Source organism: Methylomonas sp. MED-D (assembly GCF_050276835.1).
In the GTDB taxonomy this organism is placed as follows: domain Bacteria; phylum Pseudomonadota; class Gammaproteobacteria; order Methylococcales; family Methylomonadaceae; genus Methylomonas; species Methylomonas koyamae_A.
Genome location: NZ_CP189965.1, coordinates 3166143 through 3180459, shown reverse-complemented (window position 1 = coordinate 3180459; position 14317 = coordinate 3166143). Strand labels below are relative to the sequence as shown.

Genomic DNA, 14317 nt, shown 5'->3' with positions numbered 1-14317 from the left:
TATCGATGAACATCAACGATCTCAGAATAAAAACTAAAATATTGACGGGTGCCATGCTGTTGGTGGCGATTACCGTCGGATTCGGCTTGCTGGCGCGCGTTTACATCGGCGAAGTGTCCGGGGCGCTGTTCGGCATCACCGACAACAACGGAAAAGCCGTCGAATACGCCACCGGCGTGGAACGCATGGCATTGGAAGCCTTAGTGGCGCAACGTTCGTACCGGCTCTCCCAAAAGCAGGAAGACGCCCAACAGTTACTCGAAAGTTTAAAGAAGCTGTCGGTTTACCTGGACAAAATCGATCAGGTGGCCAAACAGTACGGCAATAATGAACTGCTGAGCCAATCGAAAATAGCCAGAAGCGGCGCCGCTAAATTTGGCGAGAAGTTTCAGGCTGTGTTGGCCGGGTACACCGCCAATAAGGAAGCCGCCGAAACCATGGTGGAAAAAGGCAATGCGGTTGCGAAAGCCGCCGATGCTTATTTGAAACGCCAAGTCGCCCGCTATCAAGAGGCCAAGGACAAAGGCGCCAACGCGGCGGAACTCGATCAATTCGTGCAGCGCTATGTTGGCGCGACCCAAGCCTACATCAAGGCCTTGGAGATCATGCGCGCCGAAAAGGAGGAGTTGAATCTGAAGGATCGCGCGGCCTGGAAAAAAATGCAGGTTTGGTTGCCCGAGTTGATCGGCATTTATGACGATCTGGAAAAGATTGCCGGGACGGAAGAAGGCAAGCGGATTATCGCCGATGCCAGAACGGCGGCGCACGATTACCATCAGGCCGCGCAAACCTGGATAGACAACGACGAGCAAATGAAGCTGATGCGCAAGGAAATGCTCGACGCCGGCGACGACGTTATCCAGCAAGCCCAGACCGCCGAGGAATCGGGCTTCGCGCAACTGGACATCGCGCGGCAGGATGCCGACAGCTTGGTTTCGGAAGCCAATAAAATCATCTTGGTGACGATCGCGGTATCGTTGATCCTGGGGGTGTTGATCGCCATCTTTTTAGCCAATTTAATCACCCGACCCATCGTGACCGGCGTCGGTTTTGCAAAGGCTTTGGCGGATGGCGATCTCAGCGCCGATCTGGAAGTCGAAGGCAAGGACGAAATCGGCCAATTGGCTCAGGCTTTGCGAGACATGCGCGACCAGTTGGGGCGGGTGGTTCAGCAGGTTAGGTTCAATTCGGACAATCTCAACAATGCGTCGGAACAGGTCAGTATCACCGCTCAGTCGTTGAGTCAGGCGGCCACCGAACAGGCGGCCAGCGTTGAGGAAACCACATCGTCGATTGAGGAGCTCAACGCCTCGGTTCAACAAAATACCGAAAATGCCCACGTTACCGAGCAAATGGCGGTCCGATCCGCGAACGACGCTCGCGAGGGCGGAGCGGCGGTCAACGAGACCGTCGCGGCGATGAAGAATATCGCGAAAAAGATCGGCCTGATTGAAGACATTGCCTATAAAACCAATCTGTTGTCGCTGAATGCCGCGATAGAAGCCGCCTCGGCCGGCGAGCACGGCAAGGGCTTTGCGGTAGTGGCGGCGGAAGTGCGGAAATTGGCCGAGAGCAGCCGGGTCACGGCCGGGGAAATCAACGAACTCGCCAGCAGTAGCGTCGCGATCGCCGAAAAAGCCGGGGCCTTGATCAACGCCCTGGTGCCTAATATTGCAAAAACCTCCGACCTGGTTCAAGAAATCAGCGCCGCGTCGGTGGAGCAATCCAGCGGCATCAATCAAATCAACGACGCCATGCGGCAATTGGATAAAGCCACTCAGCAGAATGCCGCCAGCGCCGAGGAATTGGCGGCGACCGCCGAAGAGCTGAACGGTCAGGCCGTGCAACTCCAGCAGGCCGTGGCATTTTTCAAGGTGAACGAAGGCCGGCGCGGGGCCGCGTCGAACGGTCGCGGCGCTTCTTCGATGCGCGGGCCGGCGCGTAACGTTGCCAAGCCCTATAGCATCAAACCAGTCGTGGCGCCTGCTTCGGCGGACAACAGTCTGGATTTTAACGATCAAGACTTCGAACGCTTTTAGGCGGAGCCGGCCATGACGAATTTAATGCGGAGCGAGTTGGGAAATTCGTTGGCCGTGCCGGAGCAGGTCGGCCAATATTTGACCTTTCTGGTGGGTGACGAGACCTTTGGCGTCAGCATTTTGGATATCAAGGAAATCATCGAAATCGTCAACGTGACTCGGGTGCCGTTGACGCCGGATTACATACACGGCGTGATCAATCTGCGCGGTAACGTGGTGCCGGTTATCGATCTGGCTGCCCGATTACGCCATAAGCCCACCCAAATCAGCAAGCTGAGCTGTATTGTGTTGGTGGCCGTGCAAGTGGCTGAATCCAGTCAATTAATCGGAATGCTGGTCGATGAAGTACGGGAGATTTTGGAGATACCGCCGGCCAATATCCAACCGGCGCCGGATTTCGGTACCGATATCCGCACCGATTTCATTCAGGCGATGGCGCGAGTAGACGACGCCTTCATCATTTTGTTGGCGATCGGGCGAGTCTTGTCTTTGGAAGAGTTGTCGCAGCTGCGCGAGTTGGTTGCAGACCGGGACTGACTCGGCTTAACCGAGCATCGACACTAGTGTTTCCGGCCGCGTGAGGCATAGGGCTGGATCAGTGCGAATGGAGTCTGAGATCGGCTTGGCTCGGCGTGGTTGACGCCGCCACGTCGGCTAGGAAGTCGCCCAGCAAGCGGTCGACTTCAACGATGTGTACCAATATCCAGTCGTTGACAAAGCGGGTGATTTCCGATCGATTCCAACGGTCGCCGCGCACTTCGCTGCTGAGGTGGATGAGTTCGTCCAGCATTTGATCGTGCGCGGCGACATGGGCTTGGTAGCCGGGGTAATCGAGGCTCTTCATCAGCGCTTCCTCGCAATGGAAGTGTTCGCGGATGTGCCGGAAAAAACGAATGAACAAATGAATCAGTTCGTCGCGGTCGCTAGCGCCCAGGACCTGTTCGGCCAGCTCGAACACTTGCCGATGCTGGTCGTCCACTGTCGCGTCGCCTATCGAATATCGGTCCTGCCAAATGAATGTTGCCATGCCAGTGCCTCCGTTTGGCGCCTTCAACGCATCGATAACGAAAACACCGTTAGCGCAAACCTACCGCTGACGTGTCGTCGCTATCAAAATGGTCGATTAAGCATAGCAGAACGCCAAACAAGCGGCGATGGTGGCAAATGACTCGGAGCTTGGAACCGAAGCCGCCAGCCCGAGCACTTTCGCTGACGCTTAGCGTTAAAATAAGCCGCTGATGACACCGTCGTCGCTGATGTCGATACGCTCCGCGGCCGGCACTTTCGGCAAGCCGGGCATGGTCATCATGTCGCCGGCGATGACGACGATGAAACCGGCGCCGTTGGCCAGCCGCACTTCGCTGATTTCGACCGTGTGTCCCGACGGTGCCCCCTTGCTGTTGGGATTGGTCGAAAACGACATTTGGGTTTTGGCCATGCAGATCGGAAAATGGCCGTAACTGGCTTGCAGGGCCTTGATTTCGCTCATCACTTTTGGACTGGCCGAGACGTTGGCGGCGCCGTAGAGCTTGGTGGCAATGGCTTCGATCTTGTTCCACAGCGGCAACTCGCTGTCGTAAACGAAGCTGAATTCCGGTTCGCGGTGGTCGACAATATCCAACACGGCGTTTGCCAGCTCTTCCGCGCCGGCGCCGCCATGCGCCCAATGTTTGGCGATCACGCATTTCGCGCCCAAGGCCTCGCACTTGCTTTTCAGCAATTGGATTTCGGCATCGGTGTCAAAGGTAAAATGGTTGATGCTGACCACGCACGGCAAGCCGTAATGATTTTGGATGTTGCTGAGATGGCGTTCCAGATTGGCGAAACCTTTTTCCAGCGCGGCCAGATTTTCCTGATTCAACTCGTCCTTGGCCACGCCACCGTGGAATTTCAGTGCCCTTACCGTCGCGACCAATACCACGGCCGACGGTGTTAAACCGGCCATCCGGCATTTGATGTCGATGAATTTCTCAGCGCCAAGATCCGCTCCGAAACCGGCCTCGGTGACCGCGTAATCGGCCAGTTTCAACGCGGTTTTGGTGGCGGTGACGGTGTTGCAGCCGTGAGCGATGTTGGCGAACGGGCCGCCGTGGATGATGGCCAGATTGTTCTCCAGGGTTTGCACCAGATTCGGTTTGATCGCGTCTTTCAGTACCGCCGCCATCGCGCCGTGGGCCTTCAGGTCGCGGGCGTAAACCGGCGTGACCTTGTCGGATTTATAGCCGATGACGATGCGGCCCAGGCGCTCCTTCAAATCGGCGCGGCTGGTGGCCAGGCATAAAATCGCCATCACTTCCGACGCCACGACGATGTCGAAGCCGTCTTCGCGCAAATAGCCGTTGGCCACGCCGCCCATGCCGACCACGATCTTGCGTAAGGCTCTGTCGTTCATGTCGACGACGCGCTTCCATTGGATGCGGCGCGGGTCGATGTCGAGCGGGTTGCCGTGGTTGATGTGATTGTCGATCAAGGCCGACAGTAAATTATGGGCGACGCCGATCGCGTGAAAATCGCCGGTGAAATGCAGATTGATGTCTTCCATCGGCACTACTTGCGCATAGCCGCCGCCGGCCGCGCCGCCCTTGACGCCGAAACAGGGGCCAAGCGAGGGTTCGCGCAAGCAGATGATGGTTTTCTTGCCGATTCGATTCAAGGCATCGCCCAAACCCACCGTGGTGGTGGTTTTGCCCTCGCCGGCCGGGGTGGGGCTGATGGCGGTGACCAGGATCAGTTTGCCGTCTTTCTTATCATGCAGGGAATTCAGGTATTCCAGCGACAGCTTGGCCTTGAAATGGCCGTAGGGGTCCAAATGTTCGGCGGGTATGCCGAATTTCTCGCCGGCGAGCTCAATGATCGGGCGCATTTTCGCCTGTTGGGCGATTTCGATGTCGGACATGGGGTGTTTCCTGAATGACGGTTTGTGGCGATAGGGTAACGGTAAGCAATGGCGGACACCGTTGACATTGGGTCCGCCGGTAGAGCGCGGTGGGCGGAGCTTAGTAGCTGATGACTTCGCTGCCTTTGCCAACCAGTACCACGTCGGCGTCGCGCAACGCGAACAGGCCGTTGGTGATGACGCCCGGAATATTATTGATGGCTTTTTCCATTTCGACGGGGTCGACGATATTCAGATTGTAGACGTCGAGAATCTCGCAGCCGTTGTCGGTGATGTAACTGGCCCCGGTCTCTTTGTTCATCCGCAGCTCGGGTTGACCGCCCATTTTCACCAATTGACGGGCGACGAAGCTGCGCGATAGCGGTAGCACTTCGACCGGCAGCGGGAATTTACCCAGGATGTCCACGCATTTGGTTTCGTCGACGATGCAGACGAATTTCTTGCTGGCGCCGGCAATGATTTTTTCGCGGGTCAGCGCGCCGCCACCGCCTTTCAACATTTTTTTATGCGGCGTCACTTCGTCGGCGCCGTCCACATACACTTCCAGATCGCCGGTTTGGTTCAGTTCAAGGACCGGAATGCCGATGGAGCGTAAATGCTCGGTGGTTTTGCCGGAACTGGACACCGCGCCTTCGATGTCGTTTTTGAAGTCGCAATCGGCCAATAGGTTAATCAGATGAGTTACCGTCGAACCGGTGCCCATGCCGATGATGGGCACGTTTTTCAAGTATTGCAAAGCGGCTTGGGCGACTTGTTTTTTTAATTCGTCTTGCGTCATGGTAGGAAATCCTGATGAGTATGCTCTTATAAATCTGACTCGGCGTTCGACCCGTCATTGTATGGGATAATAACCGATTAACGCCGATCTCTCAGCTGTTTTTACGCCGACCAACCGGTCGGAAACGGGGCATGCCGACCGGTTCATGCCGAGGAATTCAATGCACAATTACATCGAAAAAATATTGCGGGCAAAAGTCTACGACGTGGCCGAGGAGACACCGTTGGACTTTGCGCCGACTTTGTCGGAACGGATCAATAACAAGGTTTATTTAAAGCGGGAAGACTTGCAGCCGGTATTCTCGTTCAAGCTGCGCGGAGCCTATAACAAAATCGCGTCGCTGACCGCCGAGCAGATTCAACATGGCGTGATTGCCGCCTCGGCCGGCAACCATGCGCAAGGTGTGGCGCTGGCCGCCAAAAAACTGGGCATCAAGGCATTGATCGTGATGCCCAGGACCACCCCGGAAATCAAAATCAAATCGGTGAAGGCGCGCGGCGCCAAGATTGTGTTGCACGGCGATTCCTACGACGAAGCCTATGCGCATGCGATGGAATTGGTGGCCGAGAAGGGCATGATCTTCATTCATCCCTACGACGATCCGGACGTGATCGCCGGCCAAGGCACCGTGGCGATGGAAATTCTGCGCCAACACAATGCCGACATTCACGCGATATTCGTGCCGGTCGGCGGCGGCGGATTGGTGGCCGGGATCGCCGCCTACGTCAAATTCGTGCGGCCGGATATCAAGGTGATCGCGGTCGAGCCCGACGACGCCGACTGCCTGAATCAGGCCTTGATCGCCGGCGAGCGGGTGGTCTTGGATCAGGTCGGATTGTTTGCCGATGGCGTGGCGGTCAGGCAAATCGGCGCCGAGCCGTTTCGAATCGCCAAGCAATCGGTCGATCAAGTGATGACCGTCAGCACCGACGAAATTTGTTCGGCGATCAAGGACATCTTCGACGATACCCGTTCGGTCGCCGAACCGGCCGGCGCGCTGGCGGTAGCCGGTTTGAAAAAATACGCCGAACAGAACGGTTTGACGCAGCAAACCCTGATCGCGATCGATAGTGGCGCCAATATCAATTTCGACCGTTTGCGCTATGTCGCCGAGCGCACCCAGGTCGGCGAGCACCGGGAAATTTTATTGGCGGTGACGATACCGGAAGTACCGGGCAGCTTTCTGAAGTTTTGCAAAATGCTCGGCAAGCGCTCGATCACCGAATTCAATTACCGCTATTTCGACAGCCGTCTGGCCCAGGTCTTCGTCGGGATCAGCAGCAGCGGCGCGGAAACCGATCGCCAGCAACTGATCGCGCAATTGCGCGACGACGGATTTCCGGTCACCGATATGACCGGCAACGAACTGGCCAAGGACCATATTCGCTACATGGTTGGCGGACACGCGCCCCGCGAGCTGCGCGAGCGGGTTTATAGCTTGCAATTTCCGGAACGTCCCGGTGCCTTGCTAAAGTTTTTGATGGCCCTGGGCAGCCAGTGGAATATCAGTCTGTTCCATTACCGCAATCACGGCGCGGCGTTCGGTAAGGTTTTGATCGGTCTGCAATTGGCCGACAACCAGTGCGGACCGTTTCAACATTGTCTGGACGTGTTGGGTTTGGCTTATCGGGAGGAAACCGCCAATCCGGCGTATCGCTTATTCGTGGGCGGCAGCGAAGCCTGGTTGGATTAATTCTTTCCAAAGCCGGTCAGGGTAGTACCGCTGGGCGGCGTTCGAAACCTACGTTGGGTGTCATGGATTCTTGGGTAAGGCCTTCGACCCGCTCACGGGCGTCGTGTCGAGCGGTGGGTGCCGCCGAGCGATTCGGAATTGACTGGCGATGTTGGTACTGCCCGGTTCGGTGGAAGTCGTGACTTAAGGTTTGTCGTATTGACCCAGCAGGGTTTCCAGTTCTTGAATGCGGTGGTCGCAAGGTTCTATGCTGTCCTGAACCTTGGCTTTGAAGCGCCAGCTCATACTGTCGCCGTCGCTCTCCCGTTCCGCGTATTCGTTCAGCCAGTGGCAGGCGTCGTGCATACGCTCTTCGGCTTTATCCAGCAGGTCGGTATCGCTCAGCTCGTCGTTGTCGTTCAGCATCATTAAGCGGCTGATCAACGCGTTTTGATGGCGAAACACCGACTCGGCGTAATCGGCGAAATTGTCGTGAAGACTGCCGGCGGGAACGGTCGCGCAGCCGGCCAATAGGCAAACCGGCAGCAGGTTGAACAGAAATAACGGGCGCGAAAACGGCATTGATTTCTCGATCAGGCTTTTTGGGCGGTAATAATACAGTACTCGGTGAGTTTGTCGTGAAACAGTCGATACTGCGCCAGTCCGACTAAATAGTTCGCGGTTTGCGCCTTGCTGCGCAGGCCCAACCATTGACTGACTTTCTGAACCGGTTGCAGGCGTTTGGCGACTTGGTACATGTGCTCTACCGACGGTTCGGTCTGCGCGGTGATGTCGTGACAAACCACGTTTTGAAAGCCTTCGCGGCCGGCCAATTCGGTAATTTCGTCGCGGGAGCATAGGTTGGGTACGGCCCAGCCGTTCAAGCAAGTCACGACGGCTTGCCACTGGGCTTCGTCGAATTCGCGCTGCAATAAAAAGCCGTCGCAAACGATCAAGCGGCCGCCGGGCTTTAAGACCCGCCAGGCTTCCCGCAAAAAATCGCCTTTATTCAGCGCATGACACGAGCTCTCCAGCGCCCATACCGCGTCGAAACTGGCGTCCGCGAACGGCGTCGCGCAGAAATCCGCTACCTGGAAGTCCACCAAATCGGCCACGCCGTGGCGTTTGGCGTGTTGGCGGGCGTACTCGGCCTGCTTGGCGCTGATCGTGATACCGGTTACCCGATTGCCGTGGTTTTTCGCCATCCAGATGCTGCTGCCGCCGATGCCGCAGCCGGCATCCAACACCCGGTGGTTGGCGTTCAGGCCGCCGGCTTCATATAAAACCCGATTCTTGTTTAACAAAGCCTGATGTTGGTCGTAACGCGCGTGGCTGTTCCAATAGCCGTAATGCAAGGCCAGATTGTCGCGATTGCACCAGGCGAACAAGTAGTCGCGGTAGCAGTCGTCGTAATGCCGGGCGGCATCGGCTTGCAATTGCGAGGCCGACAGCTCGCCGTGTTGGCGCAGGCTTTGGTCGCGATAATCCTGGTTGGGTTCTATCGTGTACATGAATCGGGTGCGTTCCGGAAAGGTCGGGCCGGGTGATCGGTTGCCGTTGCTTGGGTTTATACTGCGCGGATTCGACAAATTGCTGTCCTTACCTCGCCTGGCCGAGCATTATAAGCCAGTTGCCGGTTTGGCTTCACACCGGTTTTCGATTCGGCCAGCCGGCCGCGCATTTGGAGTTTTCGCGATGACCGATCACCGATTCGAAGGGCTACGCGCCGCCCAAGCCTCGTTTCCGCGCAGTTGCCGCACTTGCGGGCGCGTCTATAACAGCGCCGAGGACTTTCTGGCGCAAACCGTCGATTTACCGGCCGGTAACACCGGATTGCGGGAAATGTTGGACGACGACGATCAGGCGGTCGTCGCGGTGTTCAGAAATTGCGTGTGCGGATCGACGTTAATGGACGAGTTTCAGTCCCGGCGCGATGATAGTCCGGAGGGCCGTGCCCGCCGTGCCGAGTTCGCGCGCCGCGAACAACCGGATGACGACGCGGCGGACTAACCGGGATGTGGGGTTAACGTCGTTGGCCGACGGGCAAGCCCAAAATCCGCGCCGCTTCGTTGGGTGCTAGACTTTCCAGCTGCTCGGGATAGACACCGTAACGGATTTTGAACAGGCTGCGCTGCTTGCCGGGCGGCAGTTGCCGCAGGATCTCGGCCAGGCAGCGGCGGACTTCCAGTTGCAAGCGCGCGCTAGCGGCATCCGGGCCAGCAAGCGGCGGAGTTGAGCCGTTCCGATTCGATGGACCGGATTCCGCGGCCGGCGATCCCGAGCGCAAGGCTTGCAGCCGTTTGCTGTTTACCAGATTGATCTGGCGTGGGCCGTTACTGGGTGTGGATTTTGACATGGTGGCTCCGGTTGGTTCGCGTCAGTGATGGGCCGGGTCGTGGATCAAATTGCGGATCACCACCGACGCGCAAACCCCGCCGAAAGCCGCCGGCAGATAGGAGATCGTGCCGTAGGCCGATTTCTTGTAATTGCTGCCGTCGGTGAACATCAACGAATCCTTGTTCACCACTTCCGGCGAAAATACCACTTTTACGCCGCGATGAATGCCGTGCTTGCGTAAGCGTATTCGAATGAACTGGGCGAACGGGCAGTTGTACGTCTTGGATATGTCGACGACTTTCAAGTGGGTAGGATCGAGTTTGCCGCCGGCGCCCATCGAACAGACGATTTTCAGCTTGCGCGCCTTGGCCGCTCGGATCAGATGAATTTTCGGCGTCAAACTGTCGATCGCATCGACGATGTAGTCGTAGTGGCATTCGTCCAGCAGCGTGGCGGCGGTATCCGGCGTGATGAATTCGTATTTGATGGTCAGGTCGAGGTCGGGATTGATCGCCAGCAGCCGGGCGCCCATCACGTCGGCCTTGGGCTGGCCGTGGGTGGTCGCCAGTGCCGGCAGTTGCCGATTGCGGTTGCTGGCTTCGACGACGTCGCCGTCGACGATGGTCATTTTGCCGACGCCGGCCCGGCAGATGAATTCCGCCGCATAGGAGCCGACCCCGCCCATGCCGACCACCAACACGTGAGATTGTTGCAGCTTGTCGAGTTTGGGCTTGCCGATCAGCAATTCGGTACGGGACAGCCAGCTTAAGTCGGTCATCGAAACACTCTATCGAAATTGGCAACGAGTTGGCGTTGCAGCGCGGTTAAATCAAGGCCGCGAATTGTAGCCGCTTCGGCATGGATTGTCGCAATCGAGATGTCGGCCACGTCGGTTTCCAGGAACACCCGATCCAGCGGCGTAGTACGCCAACTGTCTCTGGCCGAGGCGCGCGGGTTCAGCAAGGCCTTGCCGAAACTCAAATAGCAGCCGGCGCAGACGAGTTGCTCGGCCAAGCCCGGCTTGCCGGTAAAGCCATGCACGATCCAAACTTGCTTGGGTTTTAACGTTTGCCGCAGCACCAGCAAATCGCCGTAAGCTCGCACGCAATGCACGATCAACGGTTTTTCCCAGCGCTCGGCGCATTCGATCTGACGGATAAAAGTCCGCCGCTGTAGTTCGTAAGGCGTAGCGGCGCATCGATCCAAACCGCATTCGCCGACCGCGGCCAGACGGGGCGACAACCGCTCCAAAGCGTCGAAGGCCGCCGCCAGCCCGTGCTCCACCAAGTGCCAGGGATGCAGTCCGGCGCTGATGCGGGATCGCCCGGCCGCCGCGACGACGGCGTCGATGTCGTTGGTGTTGAGCTCCGCCAAGTCGATATTGACTAGGCTACGTTGGACTTCCGGCCGGGCGGAGTGGCAGTGCAGGTCTGTATACATTAAACGCGCGGCGGTGAGTCCAGGGTTGGAAATGGATGCCGCGGAGTGTAACCAAAGTCGTTCGAGCGCGCGAATCGAGAGCGTATCGTCGAAGTCCAAGGTCTCGCGGAGCGATCGGCCGTCTCTTCGGCAGGTACAGGTTCGTCCAAAAGCAAAAATCCTGCTTTCGGCGCGCCGCATTGCGGGCAACTCCAATAGTCTGGCAAGTCGGCAAAGGCGGTGACGGGCGGTACTTGCCAAAACGGCATCGCCTTCGGCCGGCAAGCCCGAGGCATCGCCGCCATAAGCGCTGGCGAAGAAACCTTCGCTCACAAGTACACCTGCAAAATTTCCTGCAAACGCTGATGGCTGTCGGCAATGTCTTCCGCCGACGCACAAACTACGTTCGGCACCTCGCTGACTTCCAGCGTATTCAGGATTAACGTATCCCGCGAGTTAAAATAACGCACCCACCAATAGGGTATTCGCCCTTTCTCGTTCCCACGCGCCGCGTGGGAACGCAGATTAACCGCGCCGGCGGTAAGATAGGTATAAGGAATCCGACCAGGTGACACTGATGGGCCGCAGCCGCTACCGTATTCTCCAGCCTCAATATCCGCACTTCATAACCTGCACCGTGCTCAACTGGATACCCATATTCACTCGGCCGGCCATCGTGCAAATCGTATTGGATGCCTTGCATTATCGCCAACTACAGAACGGCTGGCGAATTTATGGTTTCGTGATACTGGAAAATCACATGCATCTGCTAATACAAGCCGACGATCTAGCCAATCAAATCGCCCACTTCAAATCCTACACCGCCCGCCAATTGATCGACTATTTACACGAAATCAAAGCCGAGCGGCTATTGGCCCAACTCAAATGGTTTCGCAAAGCACATAAAACCGACCGGGACTATCAATTGTGGGAAGAAGGCAGCCATCCGCAGTTGATCGATAATCCCGAAGTCTTACGGCAAAAACTGGATTACATTCATCTCAACCCGGTCAAACGCGGTTATGTCGATTTGCCGGAACATTGGCGCTATTTCAGTGCGCGCAGCTATGTCGGCATGGAGGGCTTATTGCCGATTTATCGGGATTGGTTTTAACCTGACCGCGGCGCGGTTAGTCTGCATCCCCACGCGGCGCGTGGGAATGAGGAGAAAACTGTTCTGAAATTCAAAGGTAAATCAGGTGAACACAAGATGTATCCCCGATCATCCAGGGATGACTTATTATCTGGCTCCAGACTGAATAAGTAATTTCTCGGCTGGCTTATTACCCATATATCTCGCAAACTCAAGCGGGGTCAATTGCTTTTCGGCAAATGTAATGTTAGGGCCTACAGACAACGTATTTTCATTAATCCGTTTGATACCGGAAACAGGGAATTTAAAACTGTAACTCTTGTTTAAGTCCAATCCATGCGCCAGCAAAAGCTGCAGCACCTTCTCCGCCGAATCATTTTCGGCAGTTTCCAACCAATGATGTACAGACTGGTCGTCGACTTCTGCGCCGTTATTAAATAAAAGCTCGATAATGTCAGGTCTTTCATAAAGAATTGCTTCAGATAATGCACTGTCACCATTTTGAGCCTTTACGTTTTTACTACCCACGGTTTCGATGAGGACCTTCGCCAAGTCGTAGGAATCTTCAGAAGAAGTGATTGCATATTCAATAGGAGTCACCGATCGGTATTCAAACCCCTTTTCAGGCTCTTCCGGATAGACATTTGGCAAAGCACCCGCTAACAAGAGCGCTTTGACCAAATCTAATCGCTTTTCATAAATAGCCACCCATAACGGAGTTGTTCTGCCATTCCCAGATGAATTTATATCCCAACCAGCGGCAAGCACCGCTTCAAAAGCAGTGAGTCCGGGCAATCGACTAATCAAATACCACGGATTACTATCAGGTGTTCGCATTTCTTTGGCTTCCCGAAGAATGCGTTCGTCATCTTTCAGAACACGATGATGTTCTTTTCCGTTCTCATCTTTAAATTGCGCAATTTCACATTCCACAGCCAGTTGGAAATCACGCGTTACCCGCCAAATAGCCCTAGGAGAATTCTCGTCAGTGACAAAAGCGTGGCGTCCTCGGTAACCTGCATTCAATACAACGATGTAAGGTACGCCATCAACTTTAATCACTCTCTTCTCATATGAATCAGTCGTAATCGGATTGATGAAGTCTTGCGCTACACTAACCTTTATTTCATCCCCTTGCTCACGGCCCGGATTTATCAGCGCCAATTCATAATCCGAGTTGATTCCAGCAACTAACCCTTTGATAGACGCATCGACTTGAAACGAACCAAATATCTCTTCGAAGCCGTCGCCATTAAGATCTTCTTTAACGGTATAAATTGCTGTTTTCAGTATTGCCGGAAATGATTCACGCGAGGAAAGGTCATCCTGTAACACCGCAGATTGGATTTTTCCGGCATCGGCAATTTCAATTATGGATTGGCAAGCGGAGCCTGGTCTGACATTCGTTTGACAACCGGGAAGCAAAAAAAATGACAGCAACACTATTCGATACATCAAACACTCCAAAACGTTTGTGGCAGTTAGTAGGCTGGATAGAGCAAAGCGATACCCAGCAATATAGGCTAAAACTGGGTTTACACTAGCATCCCAACCCAGCCTACCAAAAAAGCTTTGCGATACACAATAATCGTTGGAGTGGACTATTCCCGTTATCCCGCCCCGAGCATCGCAGCTTTTGGTGAGACAAATCGGCAGGATGGCCGATTTGCATGCGTAGCACCCGGAGGCGAGATACATGGATGTATCGAGTGAGCAGCCCGCAGGGGAGCGGCAGGGAGAGCCTGCCCCGCTTTTCGGGTATGCCGCTCGTTTTCGGAAGAGGCTGGGAGCCCCTACGAAAATCCTCGCCAAAAGCGGATGCGGGCCTATATTCGGGGGTGTTTTAGGGTTGCGATAGTGCTTCGAGCAGAAAATCTTTTCGTTCGAGCCTAGTTCCGGCGGGGGCCGTTTCGCCCATCGATGTTTTACCGCACCACCGCCAGCTAGCTCTAAGTCCGGATGTTGTCGCCGATTGTAAAATCGATCCGTATCGACCCCGTGGTTGTAAGCAGCGTCCGGCGCCGCATGTCTAAAATATCCGTCCAAGTCTCGGAAAAACGCCGAACGCCGCCGGACGACTAGG

Annotated in this window: 15 protein-coding genes; 5 read left to right on the top strand and 10 right to left on the bottom strand. The window is 55.8% G+C overall.

Going from position 1 to position 14317, the window contains the following annotated elements; all coding sequences use genetic code 11:
* Positions 1–5: 5 nt before the first annotated feature.
* Both ACQE3E_RS14160 and ACQE3E_RS14155 read left to right on the top strand, forming a co-directional pair.
* Entirely contained in the window at positions 6–2039 is a 2034-nt protein-coding gene (locus tag ACQE3E_RS14160; RefSeq protein ID WP_064025667.1) for a methyl-accepting chemotaxis protein, read from the top strand.
* A 12-nt stretch (positions 2040–2051) separates the two neighbouring features.
* On the top strand, positions 2052–2576 hold the full coding sequence (locus tag ACQE3E_RS14155) for a chemotaxis protein CheW (protein WP_281020671.1): 525 nt from the start codon (positions 2052–2054) through the stop codon (positions 2574–2576).
* Between the two features lie 58 nt (positions 2577–2634).
* On the opposite strand, the gene ACQE3E_RS14150 is transcribed toward ACQE3E_RS14155, so the two are convergent.
* From ACQE3E_RS14150 to rpiA, 3 genes are all read right to left on the bottom strand, one after another.
* Complete coding sequence (locus tag ACQE3E_RS14150) at positions 2635–3066, bottom strand: bacteriohemerythrin (protein WP_427500681.1); 432 nt, start codon at positions 3064–3066, stop codon at positions 2635–2637.
* A 195-nt stretch (positions 3067–3261) separates the two neighbouring features.
* A complete protein-coding gene (locus ACQE3E_RS14145) occupies positions 3262–4935 on the bottom strand; it encodes a formate--tetrahydrofolate ligase (protein WP_427500680.1) in 1674 nt (557 codons plus the stop codon).
* Between the two features lie 100 nt (positions 4936–5035).
* Positions 5036–5713: a ribose-5-phosphate isomerase RpiA gene (gene rpiA / locus ACQE3E_RS14140; protein WP_064025659.1), complete on the bottom strand. Its 678-nt coding sequence runs from the start codon at positions 5711–5713 to the stop codon at positions 5036–5038.
* Positions 5714–5873: 160 nt separating this feature from the next.
* Here rpiA and ilvA point away from each other — a divergent pair, with 160 nt between their 5' ends.
* Entirely contained in the window at positions 5874–7406 is a 1533-nt protein-coding gene (gene ilvA, locus ACQE3E_RS14135; protein WP_175463702.1) for a threonine ammonia-lyase, biosynthetic, read from the top strand.
* 183 nt (positions 7407–7589) lie between these two features.
* Here the strand turns inward: ilvA and ACQE3E_RS14130 are convergent, their stop codons facing one another.
* Both ACQE3E_RS14130 and ACQE3E_RS14125 read right to left on the bottom strand, forming a co-directional pair.
* Positions 7590–7967, bottom strand: a complete 378-nt coding sequence (locus ACQE3E_RS14130) for a hypothetical protein (protein ID WP_427500679.1) — start codon at positions 7965–7967, stop codon at positions 7590–7592.
* 11 nt (positions 7968–7978) lie between these two features.
* Positions 7979–8896 (bottom strand): SAM-dependent methyltransferase, encoded by a 918-nt coding sequence (locus ACQE3E_RS14125; protein ID WP_427500678.1) that lies wholly within the window; start codon positions 8894–8896, stop codon positions 7979–7981.
* Between the two features lie 184 nt (positions 8897–9080).
* On the opposite strand from ACQE3E_RS14125, the gene ACQE3E_RS14120 reads away from it, so the two are divergent.
* Complete coding sequence (locus tag ACQE3E_RS14120; RefSeq protein ID WP_427500677.1) at positions 9081–9395, top strand: hypothetical protein; 315 nt, start codon at positions 9081–9083, stop codon at positions 9393–9395.
* A 13-nt stretch (positions 9396–9408) separates the two neighbouring features.
* On the opposite strand, the gene ACQE3E_RS14115 is transcribed toward ACQE3E_RS14120, so the two are convergent.
* The 4 genes from ACQE3E_RS14115 to ACQE3E_RS14100 are packed head-to-tail and all read right to left on the bottom strand — an operon-like array spanning position 9409 to position 11716.
* Positions 9409–9741, bottom strand: coding sequence for a hypothetical protein (locus tag ACQE3E_RS14115; RefSeq protein ID WP_168029512.1), 333 nt, complete (start codon positions 9739–9741; stop codon positions 9409–9411).
* A 21-nt stretch (positions 9742–9762) separates the two neighbouring features.
* Positions 9763–10500 (bottom strand): tRNA threonylcarbamoyladenosine dehydratase, encoded by a 738-nt coding sequence (locus ACQE3E_RS14110; RefSeq protein WP_064025644.1) that lies wholly within the window; start codon positions 10498–10500, stop codon positions 9763–9765.
* Positions 10497–11474 carry a TatD family hydrolase gene (locus ACQE3E_RS14105; RefSeq protein ID WP_427500676.1) on the bottom strand — a complete coding sequence of 326 codons (978 nt, stop codon included), beginning with the start codon at positions 11472–11474 and terminating at the stop codon, positions 10497–10499. Before ACQE3E_RS14105 ends, ACQE3E_RS14110 begins: the two co-directional genes overlap by 4 nt.
* Entirely contained in the window at positions 11471–11716 is a 246-nt protein-coding gene (locus ACQE3E_RS14100; RefSeq protein WP_313729980.1) for a hydrogenase expression/formation C-terminal domain-containing protein, read from the bottom strand. Before ACQE3E_RS14100 ends, ACQE3E_RS14105 begins: the two co-directional genes overlap by 4 nt.
* 2 nt (positions 11717–11718) lie before the next feature.
* Here ACQE3E_RS14100 and ACQE3E_RS14095 point away from each other — a divergent pair, with 2 nt between their 5' ends.
* The gene (locus ACQE3E_RS14095) at positions 11719–12255 is read left to right on the top strand and encodes an REP-associated tyrosine transposase (protein WP_313729981.1); all 537 of its coding nucleotides are present in this window, start codon (positions 11719–11721) and stop codon (positions 12253–12255) included.
* A 126-nt stretch (positions 12256–12381) separates the two neighbouring features.
* On the opposite strand, the gene ACQE3E_RS14090 is transcribed toward ACQE3E_RS14095, so the two are convergent.
* A complete protein-coding gene (locus ACQE3E_RS14090; protein ID WP_313729982.1) occupies positions 12382–13689 on the bottom strand; it encodes an ankyrin repeat domain-containing protein in 1308 nt (435 codons plus the stop codon).
* Between the last annotated feature and the right edge of the window lie 628 nt (positions 13690–14317).